Source organism: Actinoallomurus vinaceus (assembly GCF_039542055.1).
GTDB classification, from domain to species: domain Bacteria; phylum Actinomycetota; class Actinomycetes; order Streptosporangiales; family Streptosporangiaceae; genus Actinoallomurus; species Actinoallomurus vinaceus.
Genome location: NZ_BAABHK010000006.1, coordinates 397,958 through 415,664, shown reverse-complemented (window position 1 = coordinate 415,664; position 17,707 = coordinate 397,958). Strand labels below are relative to the sequence as shown.

Sequence of the window (17,707 nt, the reverse complement as noted above, 5' to 3'; positions counted from 1 at the left end):
GATATCCGTTGGAAATCAACCGCCCACCTGGCCCGTTGAAGGCAGCGAGACCGAATCGATCAGGGAGAGACCATGGCGAAGATCGCAGTAGTGGGCGCGACGGGGAACATCGGCGGCAGCATCGTGCGGGAGGCCCTGAATCGCGGCCACGAGGTCACGGCCGTCGTCCGCGACCCGGCCAAACTCGGCGACCGCCCGGAGGCGCTCGAGGTGGCGGCGGTCACCGACGTCTTCGACCCCAAGACGATCGCCGAGACCGTCCGCGGCCACGACGTCGTCGTGAGCGCGCTCGGCAGCGCCGGAAAGGACTCGGGGGTGTACCAGCGGGCCGCCGAGGCGTACGTCGAGGCCCTACGCGGCCTGGGCGATGAGGCGCCGCGCCTCATCGTGGTCGGTGGCGCGGGCAGCCTGGAGATCGCCCCCGGCACGCGGGTCCTCGACCTTCCGGACTTCCCCGAGGCGTACCGGCCGGACGCCACCGCGCAGGCCGAGGTGCTCGCCTACTACCGCACGGTGCCCGACGTGAAGTGGACCTACTTCAGCCCCGCCGCGGAGATCGGCCCCGGCACCCGTACCGGCGGCTACCGGACCGACGCCGACCGGCTGGTCACCGACGCGGCCGGGGACAGCCGCATCTCCTACGAGGACTATGCCGCCGCCCTGGTGGACGAGATCGAGAAGCCGCAGTACATCGGCGCGCGCTTCACCGCCGCCGCCGTCTGATCCCTCGTACCCCCGTCCGAACGCGGCCGGTCGCCCGGCGAGGTGACCGGCCGCGCCGTACGAGCGGTCACCACCGGGCCGTACGAGCGGTCACCGCGGCACCGGTCCCGTCGTCCTCGAAGAAGCCACCGTCCGCGCCGTACGGGCGGTCACCACGGCACGGGTCCCTGGTCGTTGAAGAAGCCGCCGCTCGGGCCGTCGGCGGAGAGCGTGGCGAACTCGACGATGACCCGGGCGCCCTCCGCGACGGTACGCGTGCCCTGGTGGCCGGTCATGTCCGTCGCCGTGTAGCCGGGGGTGACCGCGTTGATCCGGATGTGCGCCAGAGTGGGATCCGCCGCGAACGCCCGGGCGTACTGGAGCGTCAGCATGTTCAAGACCGTCTTCGAGGTCGCGTACGCGAGCCGCCGGCCGGCGTCGCCGCCGAAGTCCGTGCCGTCGCCGGTCAGGGCGAGTGACGCGGTCGTGCTGGAGACGTTCACGACGCGCGCGCGGGCCTGCGCGCGGCAGGCGTCGAACGGACCCGCCGCAACGTCGTGGCCGCCGGACGCCGGCTCCTCGTCGAGCGGGGCTATCACCGGCTGAGTCTGGAAGACGTCGCCGCGGCGGCCGAGGTCACCCGCGTCACGATCTACCGCCGGTTCGGGTCCAAGCTGGGACTCCTGGACGCCATCGCCGAGGACCTCGCCCAACGCGCCCAGGTCGTCACCGCGGTCGGCGACGCCGCCGCGCTTGCCGACCCCGTGGAGGCGTTCCGGGCGATGGTGCGCGAGTTCTGCCGGTTCTGGGGCACCGATCCGGACCTGTTGCGCCGGCTCGTGAGCCTGTCCGCCGTCGCGCCGGAGGCGCAGCGGCTGATCGACGACCGGGAGCGGTGGCGCTACGACCAGATCGCCGGGTTCGTGTACCGCCTGGCCGTGACGGACCGGCTCCAGCCGGCGTTCGACGCGGACCACGCCGTCGCCGCCGTCGGAGCCGTCACCGGCTTCCCGGCCTGTGACGCCATGGCGAGCCGCCTGGGCGTCGGCCTCGCCGACCTGGACGGAGCCCTCATCGCCCTGCTCGCCGGTGTGGTCCGCCTGGAGTGACGCACCCGCCCGCCCGCGAATCCGCCGGTCGTGGAGCGGTCCGGCGGTGACGGCTCCCCGGGCGGGATGGGCGGGGACGTGGTTTCGGCATCCCCGCCCTGAGCGTTCGCGTCTACACATAGAGTGCATGCCTGGCGAACGCCGGGAGAACGACGAGTGCCGGGAAGGGTGGGTGCTCCGCGATGGCCGGACGGCACCGCTCTCGGCCGTTCCCGGGCGCGCCATTCGCGTATCGGCCGAGGTGCGGCAACAATCGATGAGTCTTGTCCGTGGACACCGAGGAGAACGATGCAGGAGGTCTGGCCGGGCACCCCTTACCCGCTGGGTGCCACCTGGGACGGCACCGGCACGAACTTCGCGCTGTTCTCGGAGGTGGCACAGCGTGTCGAGCTGTGCCTGTTCGACGAGGACGGCACCGAGACGCGCCACGCCCTGCCCGAGGCGGACGGCTTCGTCTGGCACGGCTATCTCCCCGGGATCGGTCCGGGTCAGCGGTACGGCTACCGGGTGCACGGACCGTACGACCCGGCCCAGGGCGACCGGTGCAACCCCGCCAAGCTGCTGCTGGACCCGTACGGCAAGGCGGTCGACGGCGACGTGCGGTGGCACGAGTCCCTCTTCTCCTACCGGTTCGCCGCCCCGACGGAGCTCAACGGCGAGGACAGCGCCCCGTACATGCCGAAGAACGTGGTGATCAATCCGTTCTTCGACTGGGGCGACGACCGCGCGCCGCGGACGCCGTACCACGAGACGGTGATCTACGAGGCGCACGTCAAGGGGCTCACACAACTGCATCCGGCGATCCCGGAGGGCCAGCGCGGCACCTACGCGGGGCTGGCCCACCCGGCGATGATCGATCACCTCAAAGAGCTGGGCGTCACGGCGATCGAGCTGATGCCGGTGCACCAGTTCGTCTCCGAGCACGCGCTGGTGGCGCGCGGCCTGGCGAACTACTGGGGCTACAACACGATCGGGTTCCTCGCCCCGCACAACGCCTACTCCTCGTCCGGGCAGCTCGGTGAGCAGGTCCTGGAGTTCAAGGCGATGGTGCGGACCCTGCACGAGGCGGGCATCGAGGTGATCCTCGACGTGGTCTACAACCACACCGCCGAGGGCGACCACCTGGGTCCCACGCTCAGTTTCCGCGGGATCGACAACGCGGCCTACTACCGGCTCCGCGACACCGACAAGCGGTACAACCTGGACTACACCGGCTGCGGCAACAGCCTCAACGGCCGGCACCCGCACGCACTCCAGCTGATCATGGACTCGCTGCGGTACTGGATCACCGAGATGCACGTGGACGGGTTCCGGTTCGACCTGGCGTCGGCGCTGGCGCGGGAGTTCCACGACGTGGACCGGCTGTCGGCGTTCTTCGACCTGGTCCAGCAGGACCCGATCGTGTCCCAGGTGAAGTTGATCGCCGAGCCGTGGGACGTCGGCGAGGGCGGTTACCAGGTCGGCAACTTCCCGCCGCTGTGGACCGAGTGGAACGGCAAGTACCGCGACTCGGTCCGCGACTTCTGGCGCGGCCAGCCGGCGCTGCAGGAGTTCGCCTCGCGCCTGACCGGCTCCAGCGACCTGTACGCCGACGACGGCCGCCGGCCGCTCGCCTCCATCAACTTCGTCACCTGCCACGATGGCTTCACGCTGCGCGACCTCGTCTCGTACGACCGCAAGCACAACGAGGCGAACGGCGAGAACAACCGCGACGGCACCGACGACAACCGCTCCTGGAACCACGGCGTCGAGGGCGAGACGGACGACCCGGCGATCAGGGCGTTGCGCGCCCGGCAGCAGCGCAACCTCATCGCCACGCTCTTCCTCTCCCAGGGCGTGCCCATGCTGTCGCACGGCGACGAGCTGAACCGCACGCAGCGCGGCAACAACAACGCCTACTGCCAGGACAACGAGCTGGCCTGGGTCTCCTGGGACGGAGACGAGGACCTCGTCGACTTCGTCCGTACGGTGTCGCGGCTGCGCAGCGAGCACCCGGTGTTCCGGCGGCGGCGGTTCTTCCAGGGGCGCACCCAGGGCGGCGAGCTGGACGGGCAGCGCGACATCGGCTGGCTCACGCCCGCGGGGGCGGAGATGACCGACGCGGACTGGAACATCGGATACGCCAAGGCGGTCGCGGTGTACCTCAATGGGGACGCGATCACCGAGCCGGACCCACGCGGGCAGCGGGTCCGGGACGATTCGTTCCTGCTGCTGCTGAACGCGCACTCCGACGGCATCGTGTTCCGCATTCCCGACGAGCGCTTCGGCGAGCGGTGGGAGGTCGTGCTCGACACCTCGCTGTCGAAACCGGCCGAGCGCGGACCCGTCAAGGCCAACGACCGGCTCGAGGTCACCGACCGGGCCCTGGTGCTGCTGCGCCGGGTCGTCTCGGGCTGAGACCGGCCCGGCACCGGCCGGCCTGAGGCTCGGCCGGTCGGTGACGTGCCTTGGTATGTGGCCGGCTTGTGGCGAAGGCCGTCAGCCGCGGCTGACCTTGATGGCGGTGAGCAGCACGAGCACGAACGTCAGGATGGCGACCGTGCCGTGGGCGAGCACGGCGATCAGCGGGAAGCTCTGTTCCGCGCCGCGCGCGTGCTTGCCGCCGCGTCCCGTGAGCCACCGGGTCAGCAGGGTGAAGCCCAGCAGCGCCACGACCGCGAGCGCGCCGAAGGCGCTCCACGCGTAGACGGTCCGGGCGGTCAGCAGGAACTCCACCCACGTCGCCAGTGCCACGACGGCGAGCGCGGGATGGCCGAGGACCAAGGCGGCGGGAAAACGGGTGATCTTGGTGGCCTGCTGCCGCAGGCCGCCGTTGGCGAGCCAGATGAACAGGAGGTAGGAGCCTGCGATGGCGGTCAGTATCCACATCACCAATGCGGCGATCTTCACGCCTTTCACCCCTCTTAACCGTTGTCCCACGGCAAGTCTCGTTTAAACGACACTGCGCAAAGAGCGCGATCCCGTCACGAACCGGCCGCTGTGCCACCCTGGTGCCATGCGACGACTAGAACCATCCGATCTCGTCGAGCTCACGGAGGCGTACGCCTATCCGGAGACCACTCCCTGGCTCCGGGGCAACATGGTGGCCAGCGCGGACGGGGCGGCGACGTCCGGGGGCAAGTCGGGCGGTCTGGGCAGTGCGGCCGACCGGCGGCTGCTGTCCCTGCTGCGCGGACTGGCCGACGTCGTCGTCGTGGGCGCCTCGACCGTCCGCGTCGAAGGCTACGGCCCCGTCCAGCCCCACGACTCGTGGAGAGAGCTCCGTACGGGCCGTGCGCTGGCGCCGCCGCTGGCCATCGTGTCGCGCTCGCTCGAACTCGACTTCGACGCCCCGCTCTTCACCGAGGCGCTCAGCCCCACCATGGTCATCACGTGCGCGTCGGCTCCGGACGACCGGCGCCGCGGCTGTGAGAAGCACACCGAGGTGATCGTCGCCGGTGAGGAGACGGTCGACGTCGCCGCCGCGCTGGACGCGCTGGCCGAGCGGGGGTTCACCCGCCAGCTGACCGAGGGCGGTCCGCGGCTGCTCGCCCAGTTCGTCGCGGCGGGGCGGCTCGACGAACTGTGCCTCACCGTCAGCCCGCAGATCACGGCCGGCGACGCGGCCCGGATCATCAACGGCCCGGGCCCGGCATCGACGCCGCTGCGTCTCGGGCACGTCCTGGAGGAGGAGGACTTCCTGTTCCTCCGCTATACACGCAGGTGAGAAGGGCCGCGCCCGCGATGGCGCCGCTGTCGTAGGCGTGGTCTATAACAGGGGGATCGTCTTCCCACGAGGGGGTCAGGTCATGGAGTTGCCCGTGAGCCCGCCGCTGGCGCCGATGCTGGCCAAGGCCGTCAAGGAGCTGCCGCGGGGGGATCTGCTCTACGAGCCGAAGTGGGACGGGTTCCGGGCGGTCGTGTTCCGCGACGGTGACGAGGTGGCGATCTACGGCCGCAACGGCAAGCCGCTGGATCGCTACTTCCCGGAGCTGGTCGAAGGCTTCCGCCGCGAACTGCCGGAGCGGTGCGTCCTCGACGGAGAGATCGTCCTGCGGAAGGGGCACGTCCTCGACTTCGACTCCCTGCAGCAGCGGATCCACCCGGCCGCCTCGCGGATCAAGCTGCTGTCCGAGGAGACCCCGGCGAGCTTCGTCGCCTTCGACCTGCTCGCGCTCGGCGACGAGTCGCTGATGGAGACCCCGTTCGGTGACCGGCGCGGCCGGCTCACCGCGGCGCTCGCGGGGGCGAAGGCCCCGGTGCACGTCACGCCCGCCACCGACGCGTACGACGTGGGCCTGCGCTGGTTCGAGGAGTTCGAGGGCGCGGGGCTGGACGGCGTGGTCGCCAAGCCGCTGGACGGGCCGTACGAACCGGACCGGCGGGCGATGTTCAAGGTGAAGCACGACCGCACCGCCGACTGTGTCGTCGCGGGCTTCCGCTGGCACAAGTCCGGCCCGATCGTCGGCTCACTGCTGCTCGGTCTGTACGACGGGGACCGGCTCCAGCACGTCGGCGTCTCCGCGTCGTTCCCGATGAAGCGCCGCCAGGAGCTGGTGGAGGAGCTGGAGCCCTACCGGGTCACGGACCTCACCGGTCACCCGTGGGCCGGATGGGCCGAGCAGACGGAGGCGACGGTCGACCGCATGCCGGGCGCGATCAGCCGGTGGACCGGCAAGAAGGACCTGTCGTGGGTGGCCCTGCGGCCGGAGCTCGTCTGTGAGGTCGCCTACGACCAGATGGAGGGCCGCCGGTTCCGCCACACCGCGCGGTTCCGGCGCTGGCGGACGGACCGTACGCCGGAGTCCTGCGGTTACGACCAGCTCGAGGTCCCGGTGGCGTACGACCTGGACGACATCCTCGGCGGCTGACCGCGGTACGAGCCCGGAGCACCGGTCCACTAATGCATCTTTTAATGATTGACGCATTAGTGCGGCAGTCGATATAACTAATGCATCTTCAGTGAAGAGAGGCGTTAGTCATGCCGGTGCTCCCTGTCGCCCGTACCGTCCACCGCCAGATCGACGTCGACGGTGTCCGCGTCTTCTACCGCGAGTCGCTCCCCGACCGGCCCGACGCGCCCGTGCTGCTGCTGTTGCACGGCTTCCCGTCGGCCTCACACCAGTACCGCCGCCTGATCGACGCGCTCGGCGCCGACCACCGGCTCATCGCCCCCGACTACCCCGGGTTCGGGCTCACCGAGGCCCCCGAGGACTTCGCCTACTCCTTCGATCGGCTCGCCGACGTCACCGAGGGGTTCGTCCAGCGGCTCGGTCTGTCCCGGTTCGTCATGTACGTCTTTGACTTCGGCGCGCCGGTCGGGTTCCGCCTCGCCGAGCGGCACCCCGAGTGGATCGCCGGCCTGGTCGTCCAGAACGGCAACGCCTACGCCGAGGGTCTGTCGGACGTCGCCCGCGACTTCATCGCCCTGCGCCCCGACATGCCCGGCGCCGAGGACACCATCCGCGGCCTGCTGACCCCGTCCGGCACCCGCGGCCAGTACGAGACCGGCGTCGCGGACCCCGAACTGCTCGCCCCGGACGGCTGGACCCTCGACCAGCACTTCCTCGACCTGCCGGGCCGTAAGGACGCGCAGGTGGCGCTGGCGTTCGACTACCACTCCAACGTCGAGCGCTACGACCGCTGGCAGGCGTGGCTGCGCGAGCACACTCCGCCGACGCTGATCACCTGGGGCGTCGGCGACCCGTTCTTCCCCGAGCCCGGCGCCCACGCCTATCTGCGCGACGTGCCCGATGCCGAGCTGCACCTCTTCGACACCGGGCACTTCGCCCTCGAGACTCACCTGCCGGAGATCGCCCCGCTCGTCGCCGGCTTCCTCGACAGCGCATGGAAGGACGCTTCTCCAATGACCACAACCAAGCGTACGCTTGGCTAGGTTCAGGCCGACGGCCGTGCGCGGCCGAAGATCGGTCGCGCGGAGGTCGCGCGTGGAGAAGGGATCACGATGCGGGAATTCTCGAACCTGATCGGCGGCGAACCGCGCGGGACCGATCGCATGCTCGACTCGGTCGACCCCGCGACCGGGACGGTGTGGGCGAGGATCCCGCGCAGCACGGCCGACGACGCGGACGCGGCGGTGGCCGCCGCCCGCGCGGCGTTCCCCGCCTGGTCGGCGATGCCGGCCGCCGGCCGGGCGCACGTCCTCCGCAAGGTCGCCGGCGTCTTCGCCGCCAACGCCCGGGAGCTGGCCGAGCTCGAGACCCGCGACAACGGCCGCATCATCACCGAGACCTCCAAGCGCGACGTGCCCGGCATGACGTACCTGTGGCAGCTGGCCGCCGCCGAGTGCGCGGCCGCCGTCGAGGGCAAGACCGTCATCCTCGGGCCGGGCAGCATGGGCTTCACCCGCCGGGTCCCCTACGGCGTGGTCGTCGGGATCATCCCGTGGAACTCCCCCATCTCCACGTTCTCGGCGAAGGCCGCGTTCGCGCTGGCCGCCGGCAACACCGTCGTCATCAAGCCCGCCGAACAGGCGACCGCGTCGACGCTGCGCCTCGGCGAGTTGCTGCGCGAGGTGTTCCCGCCCGGCGTGCTCAACATCGTCTCCGGGCTGGGCGAGGAGGTCGGCGACGCCCTCGTCCGCCATCCCGGCGTGAACCGGATCAGCCTCACCGGCTCCACCGAGACGGCCAAGCTGATCACTCGGGCCAGCACGGACGCCCTTAAACCGCTCGCCTTCGAGCTCGGCGGTAAGTCGCCCAACATCGTGTTCGCCGACGCCGACCTGGACCGCGCGGCCCTCGGCGTGACCACCCAGAGCATCTTCACCGCCAACGCGGGCCAGGTGTGCGTGGCCGGGTCACGGATCCTCATCCAGCGGCCGATCTTCGACGAGATGATCGACCGGATGACCGCCATCGCCCGCGGAATCCGCCTCGGCGATCCGCTGTCGGAGGAGACGACGATGGGGCCGATCGTCTCCGCGGAGCAGTTCCAGCGCGTCACGGGCTACCTGGAGATCGGCGCCAAGGAGGGCGCGGAACTTGTGTTCGGCGGGCGCTCGGGCGGCGAGATCGTCGACGAGGCGTACGCGGGCGGTTACTGGGTCGAGCCGACCCTGTTCACGACCGAGGACAACGGGCTGCGCGTCTGCCAGGAGGAGATCTTCGGCCCGGTCGCCGTGGCGCTGCCGTTCGACACCGAGGAGGAGGTGGTCGCGATCGCCAACGACTCGGCGTACGGCCTGGCGGCGGGTGTGTGGACGCGGGACCTGGGCCGCGCGCACCGCATGTGCCGGGACGTCGAGGCCGGCACGGTGTGGGTGAACACCTTCCGGAAGATGCCGCCGGGCCTGCCGTTCGAGGGCCTCAAGGACAGCGGCTACGGCCACGACTCCGTACTGGCCAACACCCGCGAGAAGTCCTGCATCATCGAGACCTAAGCGTGGCCGGTCACGACTCCCAGGGGATCTTGTTCAGTGCGATGTCGGCCGCCCGCCGCATCGCGGCCCGGACGTCGTCGCCGACCTCGGGGGCCGAGCAGTTGATCATCGCGATGACGTTGCCCCTGCGGGCGGCGAACAGGACCCAGCCCTTGGAGATCCCCTCGCACGCCTCCTGCCACTTCTTCCCGGCCGTCGCGCCCTGATATCTGAGGCAGCCCATGTCGGCGCGGTGGAGGCCGCTCGCCGCCGCGCCGGCCGACTCGATCCGCCCGCCGTAGAGGTAGAGGTTGAGCTGCACCTGGAAGGTGTCCTTCGGCGGGAACATGTTCGTGCCGTACGCGCACAGCGACCAGTGGTAGCCGCCCATCGGTACGCGCTTGGTGCCCTTGGAGCCGAACTCGGCGAGGAGGGCCCTGCCCTGCAGGTCGTCGTAAATCCGGCACGGGTCGGAAAGTCGTTCGGCGTGCGTACCGCGTGCTCCCCGCTCGAGGATCCCCGACGACCGGGCGACCAGAATGACGGCACCGACGGCCAGCATGAGGACGACCGCCCCGCCGACGACGAGCCACGGCCAGATCCGAGAGCGTCGTGGCGGCCCCGCGGGCGTCCCCTGCCACGGCACCTGGCCCGGCCACGGTGGCGGGAGCGCTGGGGAGTGCGGGACCGGCGCGGACGGCGGCCCCGGATCCGGCCTCGCCCAACCGCCGGCCGACGGGCCACCGGGCTCGGCAGGCGGCCACGATGACATGCGTTCCTCCCATAGCGGGAAAGCGCGGCGAAGTCCGCGAACGGGACGCACCATACCGCTACGGACGGGTCAGTCCTTGCGGGCCTTGCTCGGCTGGACGCGCTTCGGCTCGCCCTCCATCTTCGGGTAGTTGGGCGGATACGGCATGTCGCCGAGGCCGCGGTCCTGCTCGTCGCGGTCGGCCCACTCCAGCAGCGTCTCGAGGGAGAACGCCTGATCGTCGATGGCCGCGTGGAGGTCGCCGAGCTCGGCGAAGCGCTCCGGCATCGTCGCGATCGTGAAGTCCTCGGGCTCCACGTCGGGAAGCTCCTCCCAGGTGAGCGGGGCCGAGACCGGAGCGTGCGGCTTCGGGCGGACGCTGTAGGCGGAGGCGATGGTGCGGTCGCGGGCGTTCTGGTTGAAATCGATGAAGACCTTCTCGCCGCGCTCCTCCTTCCACCAGTTCGTGGTCACGAGGTCGGGCATCCGGCGCTCGACCTCACGGCCGAAGGCGAGCGCGCAGCGACGCACCTCGGTGAAGGTCCACCGCGGCTCGACACGTACGTAGATGTGGACGCCACGGCCTCCGGAGGTCTTCGGGAAGCCGGTGAAGCCCAGCTCGCCGAGGATTTCGCGGACGGCCTCCAGGGCGATCTTCTTGGCGTCGGCGAAATCGGTGCCGGGCTGCGGGTCGATGTCGATCCGCAGCTCGTCCGGATGGTCGACGTCGTCGCGGCGCACCGGCCAGGGATGGCAGGTGATGGTGCCGAGGTTGGCGCACCAGGCCACGGTCGCGAGCTCGGTCGGGCAGATCTCGTCGGCGAAGCGCCCGCTCGGGAAGGCGATCCGCGCCGTCTGGATCCACTCCGGGGCGTTCTTCGGAATGCGCTTCTGGTAGAACGCGTCACCCCGGTTGTCGGCACGAGTGGCGATCTTCGCCCCCTCGAACACCCCGCCCGGCCAGCGCTCCAGGGTCGTCGGCCGGTCGCGCAGTGCGCGCAGGATGCCGTCGCCGACGGACAGGTAGTAGTTGACCAGGTCCAGCTTGGTGTGCCCGCGAGCCGGAAAGTACACCTTGTCCGGATTGGTGACCTTGACGACCCGGTCTCCGACCTGGATCTCCACGAAAGGCGATGCCATAACGGCACGGTACAACCGCCCGCTGACAGATCATCCGGCGACGTGCGCGGGGACGCCGGTCCGCGTCTCTTACGCGTTTCTTACGGCGGCGGCGGGCCCGGAATGGCCGCCCGGGGACCCCGGTTATGCAGGGCATGACAGTCATTCGCAAGAGCGACGAAGAGTGGAAGGTCCAGCTGTCGCCCGAGGAGTTCCACGTCCTGCGGCAGGCGGGCACCGAGGCACCCTGGTCCGGGGAGTACGTCTCCACCAAGACGGAGGGCGTCTACCGCTGTCGCGCCTGCGGCGCGGAGCTCTTCCGCTCGGACACGAAGTTCGACTCGCACTGCGGCTGGCCGAGCTTCTACCAGCCGACCGAGTCCGACGCGGTCACGCTGCTGCGCGACACCTCGCTCGGCATGGTGCGGATCGAGGTGCGCTGCGCCCGATGCGACTCCCACCTGGGGCACGTCTTCGAGGGCGAGGGCTACCCGACCCCGACCGACCAGCGGTACTGCATCAACAGCGTCTCGCTGACCCTCGAGCCGGCCGAGTGAGCAGGGCCCCGGCCTGGCGGCCGGGGCGTATCGCTACCGCTCGAAGCGGACGATCCGGTAGCCGACCGGGTCGCACAAGCCGGGAGGCGGCGCGAGGCCGACGGGAGCCGTCTTAGAACTCCTTGGGGTACCGGTCGTACCAGGGCAGGTGGTTCTCCACCGCCTTCGCGGCGTTGAGCACATCGACGTCCGCGAATCGACGACCGACGATCTGCATCCCGACGGGCATCGTGCCGGCGAATCCGCCGGGCACGCTGGCGACCGGGTGGCCGGTGAAATTGAACGGGTAGGTCATGCACCATCCGATGGTGCGCTCGGTCGGTACTCCGTTGACCGAGGCGGGGCCCAGTGTGTTGCCGTCGGTGGTGTTGCGCACCGACGCGGTCGTCAGCGTGGGGCACACGATGTAGTCATAGCCTTTGGCGAACACGGCCTCGACCGCGTCGTTGACGGCGATCTCCAGGAATTCCCCGTGCTTGTACTGCATCACGCTCGTTCTCTCGGCGCGCTCCAGCATTCGGCGGAACTCCGGGTTCAGCTTGCCGACGTGCGGCTCCCGCATCAGGTCCACCGGGATGCCGTAGTGCAGGAACAAGTCTCGGGCGAAGCCGTAAAGAGCGCTTTGCATCATCACCCAGAGGTCGCTGAGCATCTCCTGGGTGACCGGCCGCTGTGTCCCCGACAGCAGATCCGTGGTGGTCATCTTGTCGAACCCGAGCGGCACCTCGTCGACCCGGGCTCCCGCTGCGGCCAGCGCGGTCACCCCGGTCCGGACAGCTCGCACCACCTCTTTCTCGACCGGGAAGATGTCCAGGTCGGGGCTGAACGCAACTCGCTTGCCCTTGAGTCCGCCACCGAGCCTCTGCAGGCTCCGCAGGTACGCCGGCCGATCCTGGATGCTGAACTTGTCCCCGGGGTGGAACCCGCCCATCACCTCCATGCTGAGGGCCGTGTCCTCGACCGTGCGGCAGATGGGGCCGGGGTGCAGCATCGGGTTGTACGGCAGGGGCGGGGCGTCTTGAGGGATGCGCCCGAATGTGGCCTTGAACCCGACTGTGCTGGTGAACGCCGCCGGGATGCGGACGCTGCCTCCGGCGTCGGAGCCTTGGCTGAGCGCTGTCAGGAAGCCGGCCACCGCGGCGGCGCTGCCTCCGCTGCTGCCGCCGGCATTCTTGGTGAGGTCGAACGGGGTGCTGGTGGGTCCGAAGGCGTAGTTGTCTGTGACGCCCTCGTGCCCGAACTCCGGAGTGTTGGTCTTGCCCATCGGGTTGATCCCCGCGTCCAGCACCCGCTGGATGTAGATGGAGTTGGACGGGGGGCGGAACCCCATCTCCTTGAAGACCACCGAGCCGAAGGTGTTGGGGGCGTCCTTCCAGAAGTCGAACAGGTCCTTGATGAGGTAGGGCAGCCCTTCCATCGGGCGGGCGGCGCCGTTCACGTACCGCTGCTCCGCGTCCCGTGCCCGGGCCAGCACAAGTTCCTCGGGGTGCCGGTACACGATGGCGTTCACCTTGTGGTTCAACCGCTCGATCCGCGCCAGGTACGCCTGGGCCACCTCCACCGGGGAGATGCGTCTGGCCCGCATCCCACGGAGTAGCTCGCAGGCGGAGAGGAAGCACAGCTCCTCGCCGTGCGGGGCCTTGTGGTTCCGGTCCCACCTGCCGATGGCGTTGGTGACCTCGTCAGGCGACGGGCCGGCGAGGGACGCGTCCCCGGTGGCCTCCGTGGCCTGGGCCGCGGAGCCCGCGAGGAGCGCGGGCGTGGCCGTCGCTGCCGCGAGGGCGGCCCCTCCTGCCACAACCTGACGTCTGGACATCTTCATGCGAGGGGGTTCTCCTGCCTTGGTGGTGATCCGCTCTCAGTCGCTGATCACTCGTCCTTGCCCCAGAAAGGTGCTGGAGCGGACAACGCGGGTCAACCCCCTCGACGCTGTTCGCGTCATCCCCGAGCCGCGGCCCGTCGCGAACATGGCCTTCACGGGATTTGGAGCCCTTCTAGGGCCTGTCTCGAAGTCCCCGTCCGTAGCGAGCGGCGTCCAGGTGGTGCCTCGCAAGGCGGAGGAGGGAGTCAGCCCGGTGTTGGCTGGCGACCGACGACAACGCGGCGAGGCGCCGCCTGGGCGCCGCGCAGTAGGACAGCGGGACTTCGAGACAGGCCCTAAGGCACGCTGGCCAGACGGCAGCCGTCTCCGGAGTCCATCTTGTTGGCGATGACGGGATATCCGTCGTTCTCCCGCGCGTGGACGAACACGACCGGCGCCCGGTCCCGGCTCTCGAGGTAGGCCGCGGCGACCCGGCACAAGGCGAGGGCGTCCGGCGCGTTCGCGTCGGAGCCGGGCAGGTCGGTGTAGACGCGGAGGATCGGCGCGGTCCAGATGACCTGCCGGACGTGCGCGGCGACCGCGCCGCCCTTCGCCCGGTAGTACGCCAGCGCGGCCTCGTCCCGGGCGTCGTCACGGGACACCGGCCCGGTCGGCGACGCGCTGGGGGTCGCCGTGGCCGGCCGGGGACGGTCCATCTCGGCCGCCGGCCGGCCCGGCCGCCGGGGCGGAGAGTCCGGCGGGAGCATGACGACGAGGACCAGCACGAAACCGGCCGCCCCTGCGAGGGCCACGCACACCGGACGCGCGGCCGCGCCCGGCAGCAGCCGGACGATCATGCCGGGCGCGTCGGCGGGCGGCCGCACGTGTCTGCCTCTGCGACGCCGCGATCGAGTCACGCGTGGAATACTCCGCCGCGGCAAGGCGACCCACCCGCCCGATGGGCGAGTCTTCCACCTTCCTTGACCCGTGGATGAGGAAGCGGCCGGATCAGGGCAGGTCGGCGACGAGCTCGGAGACCGGCTTGCGGGCGCCGGTGTAGAACGGCACCTCCTCGCGGACGTGGCGCCGGGCCTCGGACCCGCGCAGGTGCCGCATGAGGTCGACGATGCGGTGCAGCTCGTCCCCCTCGAACGCCAGGATCCACTCGTAGTCGCCGAGCGCGAACGAGGAGACCGTGTTGGCGCGTACGTCGGGGTAGCCGCGCGCCATCTTCCCGTGCTCGGCGAGCATCGCCCGGCGCTCCTCGTCGGGCAGCAGATACCAGTCGTAGGACCGGATGAACGGGTAGACGCAGACGTACCCGCGCGGCTCCTCCTCGGCGAGGAACGCCGGGATGTGGCTCTTGTTGAACTCCGCCGGGCGGTGCAGGGCCATCACCGACCACACCGGCTCGGAGGCGCGGCCGAGCGCCGTCCGCCGGAAGCGGTGGTAGATCTCCTGCAGATCGTCGGAGGTCGGCGCGTGCCACCAGAACATGTAGTCGGCATCGGCACGCAGCCCGGCGACGTCGTACAGGCCGCGCGTCGTGACGTCCTTGGCCGCCGCCTGCTCGAGCAGGTCCTCGACCTCGCGGGCGACCGCCGCGCGATCGGCCTCGGCCAGGTCACGGACCCGGAACACCGACCACATGGTGTACCGGATCACCTGGTTGAGCTCGCGTGCCTTCGGTCGGTCCGTCTCTGCGGCACTCACGGTCGCACTCCTCTTCGCTTTCCGGGGGACACCGGGGTTCACCCGGGCCGGCCGCCTCGCTCACCGACCGGCTCTCCGCTTCGATCCGATTCTCCCCGACCGCTCAGGTGTTCGAGCACCCGGGCCGCCGCGACGCGGGCGGATCCGACGCACGCCGGAATGCCGACGCCGTCGTAGGCGGCGCCGCACACCGCCACGCCGGGCAGCGTCGCGACCGCCGCGCGGATCCGCGCGACCCGCTCGAGATGCCCGACGGTGTACTGCGGCAGACCGCCGCCCCACCGGGTGACCCGCGTGTCGATCGGCAGCTCGGTGACGCCGCTGGTGCGGGCCAGTTCCGTCATGGCCGCCGCCTTCAGCTCCTCGTCGGAACGCTGGAGCGCCTGCTCGTCGCCGTACCGGCCGATGGAGCAGCGGGCCACGACGAGGGTGCCGTCGGTCAGGTGCGGCCACTTGGTGCTGCTGAACGTGACGGCCTTGACGTCCTTCGTCTCGACGGCGGGCACCAGATATCCGCTGCGGCGCGGCGGCTCGGGGAACGCCGTGCCCGCGTACGCGAACGTGACGACCGCCATACTGGCGTACTCGACGCGGCCGAGTTCGGCCGCCGCCGACGGCGACGCCTCCTTCAGGAGACGTCCGGTGGCGCGGGCGGGCACCGCGAGCACCACGGCGTCGACCTCGAGGGACTCCGGGTCGCGCGCGGGACCGATGGTGAGCCGCCAGCCACCGGGCGTACGGCTCAGCTCGCGGACCATCGTCTCGGTGCGTACAACGCCGCCGAGCTCGGCGACCTTCGCGGCCAGCGCGCCTGGCAGCGCGCCCATCCCGTCGACGAGCGTCGTGAACAGCGGCCCGGGAGCGGCGGGCGCCGCCTCGGTCACCGCGCGGGCGGCGGCGATCAGGGACCGGCGGCTCCGCGAGGCCGCGGCCAGGCCGCCCATCGTGGCCTCGAAGGACAGCTCGTCGACGCGCCCGGCGTACACCCCGCCGAGCAGCGGCTCGACCAGGCGGTCAACCACCTCGCGGCCGACGCGCGCGCCGACGAACTCGGCCACCGACACGTCCTCGCCCCGCGGCGTCTCCCGGCGGACCAGATCGAAGGGCACCCTGGCCAGGCCGCCCGGCGAGAGCACCTGGGAGTGGGCGAGGGCGACCAGGTCCGCGGGCACGCCCATGACCTGGCCGGCGGGCATGGGGTGCAGGGCGCCACGGCTCCAGATGGCCGACGAGGTGGTACCGGGGAAGGCGAGGTGGTCCCCGAGGCCGAGCTCGCGCACGAGCTCCAGGCCCTCCGGACGCCGCGCCAGCATCGCCTCGGCCCCTTCGTCCACGGGAACGCCGGCGATCTCGCTCACCTTGAGCTTGCCGCCGACGTCGGCGCCGCCCTCCAGAAGGGTGACGCGGGCGCCGCTCTTGGCCAGCTCGTACGCTGCGGTCAGCCCGGCGACGCCCCCGCCGACGACGGCGACGTGATCGCGATGTGACTCATCGGTCATGGGTCCACGATCGCAGACGTTCCGGGCAACCGGCATTCAGGGTGGCGGCGCGTCCCGCGACCGCAGCGCGGCCCCCGAACCCGGCGCGGGCCGTGATCGCGGCGCGTCGGCATCGTGACGGGATCGCGACCGCGGACCGGCAACGGTGACGTACGCCACAGCGTCCCTTTCATATGAGGGCTTTACTCTGCATGCTGATCGCCGTTCTGCTCCTCGGAGGCTGTGCCGGTTCGAGCAACTCGGGCGGCTCGAGCGGAGCCGCGGGCTCGGCGAAGGCGGAGGGCGCCGCGCCGTTGAGAGGATCGAACGGAGGCGGCCCGAACACCGCCCAGCAGGTCCGTCTGGAGCCCGCCCAGGCGATCGTCTACACCGCCTCGCTCACCGTACGCGCCCAGGACGTCACCGCCGCGGCGGCGAGGGCGAAGCAGATCGTCACCGGCGCAGGCGGGTACGTCGGCAGCGAACAGGCCGAGAACTCCTCCGGCGCGCGGCCGGGATCGACGATCACGTTCAAGGTCCCGTCGGCGAGGTACGCGGAGGTCCTCGACCGGTTGGGCTCCGCGCAGATCGGCAGGCGAACCTCCCTGCAGCAGCAGGCCGAGGACGTCACGCAGGAGGTCGCGGACGTCGACAGCCGGGTCGCCTCGGCCAAGGCCACGCTCGCCTCGTTCCGCGCGCTGCTCGCCAAGGCGACGACCGTGAGCGAGATCATCCGCGTCGAGCAGGAGATCTCTCAGCGGCAGGCGGACCTGGAGTCGCTCCAGGCACGCCAGCGGTCCCTGGCGCGGCAGACCGCGTACGCGACCGTGACGCTGCGGATCGATGGCAGCGGGCCGGCGAAGCGGCGTGCGCACGGCTTCACCGGCGGGCTCGCGACGGGCTGGCGGGCGTTCACCGCGTTCGTGAGCGGACTCGCGCTGGTCCTCGGCTGGGCACTGCCGTTCCTGACCGTCGCCGCGTTGATCGGCCTGCCGTTGTACGGCCTCCGGCGACGCCGGCGTCCCTCGAGGCCCAAAGCCGATCGCCCGGGAGCGGCCTGAACCCTGGCGTTCCGGAACGGAATGGCGAGAAGCGACCCGAGCCCCCACGCTCCGAA

Annotated in this window: 17 protein-coding genes; 9 read left to right on the top strand and 8 right to left on the bottom strand. The window is 70.8% G+C overall.

Translation table 11 applies throughout. The features are described 5' to 3' along the window. Window positions 1-72 precede the first annotated feature (72 nt). Window positions 73-723: an NAD(P)-dependent oxidoreductase gene (locus tag ABEA24_RS23580; protein ID WP_345433169.1), complete on the top strand. Its 651-nt coding sequence runs from the start codon at window positions 73-75 to the stop codon at window positions 721-723. A gap of 149 nt (window positions 724-872) precedes the next feature. Here ABEA24_RS23580 and ABEA24_RS23575 read toward each other — a convergent pair whose 3' ends face one another. Beyond that, window positions 873-1,301, bottom strand: coding sequence for an SDR family NAD(P)-dependent oxidoreductase (locus tag ABEA24_RS23575; RefSeq protein WP_345433167.1), 429 nt, complete (start codon window positions 1,299-1,301; stop codon window positions 873-875). On the opposite strand from ABEA24_RS23575, the gene ABEA24_RS23570 reads away from it, so the two are divergent. Next, the gene (locus tag ABEA24_RS23570; RefSeq protein WP_345433166.1) at window positions 1,260-1,811 is read left to right on the top strand and encodes a TetR/AcrR family transcriptional regulator; all 552 of its coding nucleotides are present in this window, start codon (window positions 1,260-1,262) and stop codon (window positions 1,809-1,811) included. The two genes, ABEA24_RS23575 and ABEA24_RS23570, sit on opposite strands and share 42 nt — an antisense overlap. A gap of 288 nt (window positions 1,812-2,099) precedes the next feature. Next, window positions 2,100-4,208: a glycogen debranching protein GlgX gene (gene glgX / locus ABEA24_RS23565; protein ID WP_345433165.1), complete on the top strand. Its 2,109-nt coding sequence runs from the start codon at window positions 2,100-2,102 to the stop codon at window positions 4,206-4,208. A gap of 81 nt (window positions 4,209-4,289) precedes the next feature. On the opposite strand, the gene ABEA24_RS23560 is transcribed toward glgX, so the two are convergent. Beyond that, window positions 4,290-4,700, bottom strand: a complete 411-nt coding sequence (locus tag ABEA24_RS23560; RefSeq protein WP_345433164.1) for a hypothetical protein — start codon at window positions 4,698-4,700, stop codon at window positions 4,290-4,292. A 106-nt stretch (window positions 4,701-4,806) separates the two neighbouring features. On the opposite strand from ABEA24_RS23560, the gene ABEA24_RS23555 reads away from it, so the two are divergent. From ABEA24_RS23555 to ABEA24_RS23540, 4 genes are all read left to right on the top strand, one after another. Beyond that, entirely contained in the window at window positions 4,807-5,517 is a 711-nt protein-coding gene (locus ABEA24_RS23555) for a pyrimidine reductase family protein (protein WP_345433163.1), read from the top strand. 94 nt (window positions 5,518-5,611) lie between these two features. Continuing rightward, complete coding sequence (locus ABEA24_RS23550; protein ID WP_345433162.1) at window positions 5,612-6,661, top strand: ATP-dependent DNA ligase; 1,050 nt, start codon at window positions 5,612-5,614, stop codon at window positions 6,659-6,661. A 110-nt stretch (window positions 6,662-6,771) separates the two neighbouring features. Then, the gene (locus ABEA24_RS23545) at window positions 6,772-7,686 is read left to right on the top strand and encodes an alpha/beta fold hydrolase (RefSeq protein WP_345433161.1); all 915 of its coding nucleotides are present in this window, start codon (window positions 6,772-6,774) and stop codon (window positions 7,684-7,686) included. A 69-nt stretch (window positions 7,687-7,755) separates the two neighbouring features. Then, the gene (locus ABEA24_RS23540) at window positions 7,756-9,192 is read left to right on the top strand and encodes an aldehyde dehydrogenase family protein (RefSeq protein ID WP_345433160.1); all 1,437 of its coding nucleotides are present in this window, start codon (window positions 7,756-7,758) and stop codon (window positions 9,190-9,192) included. Between the two features lie 10 nt (window positions 9,193-9,202). Here ABEA24_RS23540 and ABEA24_RS23535 read toward each other — a convergent pair whose 3' ends face one another. Beyond that, window positions 9,203-9,943: a hypothetical protein gene (locus ABEA24_RS23535; RefSeq protein ID WP_345433159.1), complete on the bottom strand. Its 741-nt coding sequence runs from the start codon at window positions 9,941-9,943 to the stop codon at window positions 9,203-9,205. A 69-nt stretch (window positions 9,944-10,012) separates the two neighbouring features. After that, window positions 10,013-11,062, bottom strand: a complete 1,050-nt coding sequence (gene ligD, locus ABEA24_RS23530) for a non-homologous end-joining DNA ligase (protein WP_345433158.1) — start codon at window positions 11,060-11,062, stop codon at window positions 10,013-10,015. 134 nt (window positions 11,063-11,196) lie between these two features. Here ligD and msrB point away from each other — a divergent pair, with 134 nt between their 5' ends. After that, window positions 11,197-11,598, top strand: coding sequence for a peptide-methionine (R)-S-oxide reductase MsrB (msrB, locus tag ABEA24_RS23525; RefSeq protein ID WP_345433157.1), 402 nt, complete (start codon window positions 11,197-11,199; stop codon window positions 11,596-11,598). A gap of 112 nt (window positions 11,599-11,710) precedes the next feature. On the opposite strand, the gene ABEA24_RS23520 is transcribed toward msrB, so the two are convergent. From ABEA24_RS23520 to hemG, 4 genes are all read right to left on the bottom strand, one after another. Then, the gene (locus ABEA24_RS23520; RefSeq protein ID WP_345433155.1) at window positions 11,711-13,420 is read right to left on the bottom strand and encodes an amidase; all 1,710 of its coding nucleotides are present in this window, start codon (window positions 13,418-13,420) and stop codon (window positions 11,711-11,713) included. Window positions 13,421-13,755: 335 nt separating this feature from the next. Further along, window positions 13,756-14,283, bottom strand: coding sequence for a hypothetical protein (locus ABEA24_RS23515; RefSeq protein ID WP_345433154.1), 528 nt, complete (start codon window positions 14,281-14,283; stop codon window positions 13,756-13,758). Between the two features lie 124 nt (window positions 14,284-14,407). Beyond that, entirely contained in the window at window positions 14,408-15,112 is a 705-nt protein-coding gene (gene hemQ / locus ABEA24_RS23510) for a hydrogen peroxide-dependent heme synthase (RefSeq protein WP_345433153.1), read from the bottom strand. Window positions 15,113-15,150: 38 nt separating this feature from the next. Further along, complete coding sequence (gene hemG / locus ABEA24_RS23505; RefSeq protein ID WP_345433151.1) at window positions 15,151-16,611, bottom strand: protoporphyrinogen oxidase; 1,461 nt, start codon at window positions 16,609-16,611, stop codon at window positions 15,151-15,153. A gap of 191 nt (window positions 16,612-16,802) precedes the next feature. On the opposite strand from hemG, the gene ABEA24_RS23500 reads away from it, so the two are divergent. After that, a complete protein-coding gene (locus ABEA24_RS23500) occupies window positions 16,803-17,651 on the top strand; it encodes a DUF4349 domain-containing protein (protein WP_345433150.1) in 849 nt (282 codons plus the stop codon). Window positions 17,652-17,707 lie beyond the last annotated feature (56 nt).

What these genes read in the sequence shown, in the direction of transcription:
- ABEA24_RS23580 (WP_345433169.1), top strand. Translation starts at nt 73, where the DNA reads ATGGCGAAGATCGCAGTAGTGGGCGCGACGGGGAACATCGGCGGCAGC.
- glgX (WP_345433165.1), top strand. Translation starts at nt 2,100, where the DNA reads ATGCAGGAGGTCTGGCCGGGCACCCCTTACCCGCTGGGTGCCACCTGG.
- ABEA24_RS23555 (WP_345433163.1), top strand. Translation starts at nt 4,807, where the DNA reads ATGCGACGACTAGAACCATCCGATCTCGTCGAGCTCACGGAGGCGTAC.
- ABEA24_RS23545 (WP_345433161.1), top strand. Translation starts at nt 6,772, where the DNA reads ATGCCGGTGCTCCCTGTCGCCCGTACCGTCCACCGCCAGATCGACGTC.
- ABEA24_RS23540 (WP_345433160.1), top strand. Translation starts at nt 7,756, where the DNA reads ATGCGGGAATTCTCGAACCTGATCGGCGGCGAACCGCGCGGGACCGAT.
- ABEA24_RS23535 (WP_345433159.1), bottom strand. Translation starts at nt 9,943, where the DNA reads ATGTCATCGTGGCCGCCTGCCGAGCCCGGTGGCCCGTCGGCCGGCGGT.
- ligD (WP_345433158.1), bottom strand. Translation starts at nt 11,062, where the DNA reads ATGGCATCGCCTTTCGTGGAGATCCAGGTCGGAGACCGGGTCGTCAAG.
- msrB (WP_345433157.1), top strand. Translation starts at nt 11,197, where the DNA reads ATGACAGTCATTCGCAAGAGCGACGAAGAGTGGAAGGTCCAGCTGTCG.
- ABEA24_RS23520 (WP_345433155.1), bottom strand. Translation starts at nt 13,420, where the DNA reads ATGAAGATGTCCAGACGTCAGGTTGTGGCAGGAGGGGCCGCCCTCGCG.
- hemG (WP_345433151.1), bottom strand. Translation starts at nt 16,611, where the DNA reads ATGACCGATGAGTCACATCGCGATCACGTCGCCGTCGTCGGCGGGGGC.
- ABEA24_RS23500 (WP_345433150.1), top strand. Translation starts at nt 16,803, where the DNA reads ATGCTGATCGCCGTTCTGCTCCTCGGAGGCTGTGCCGGTTCGAGCAAC.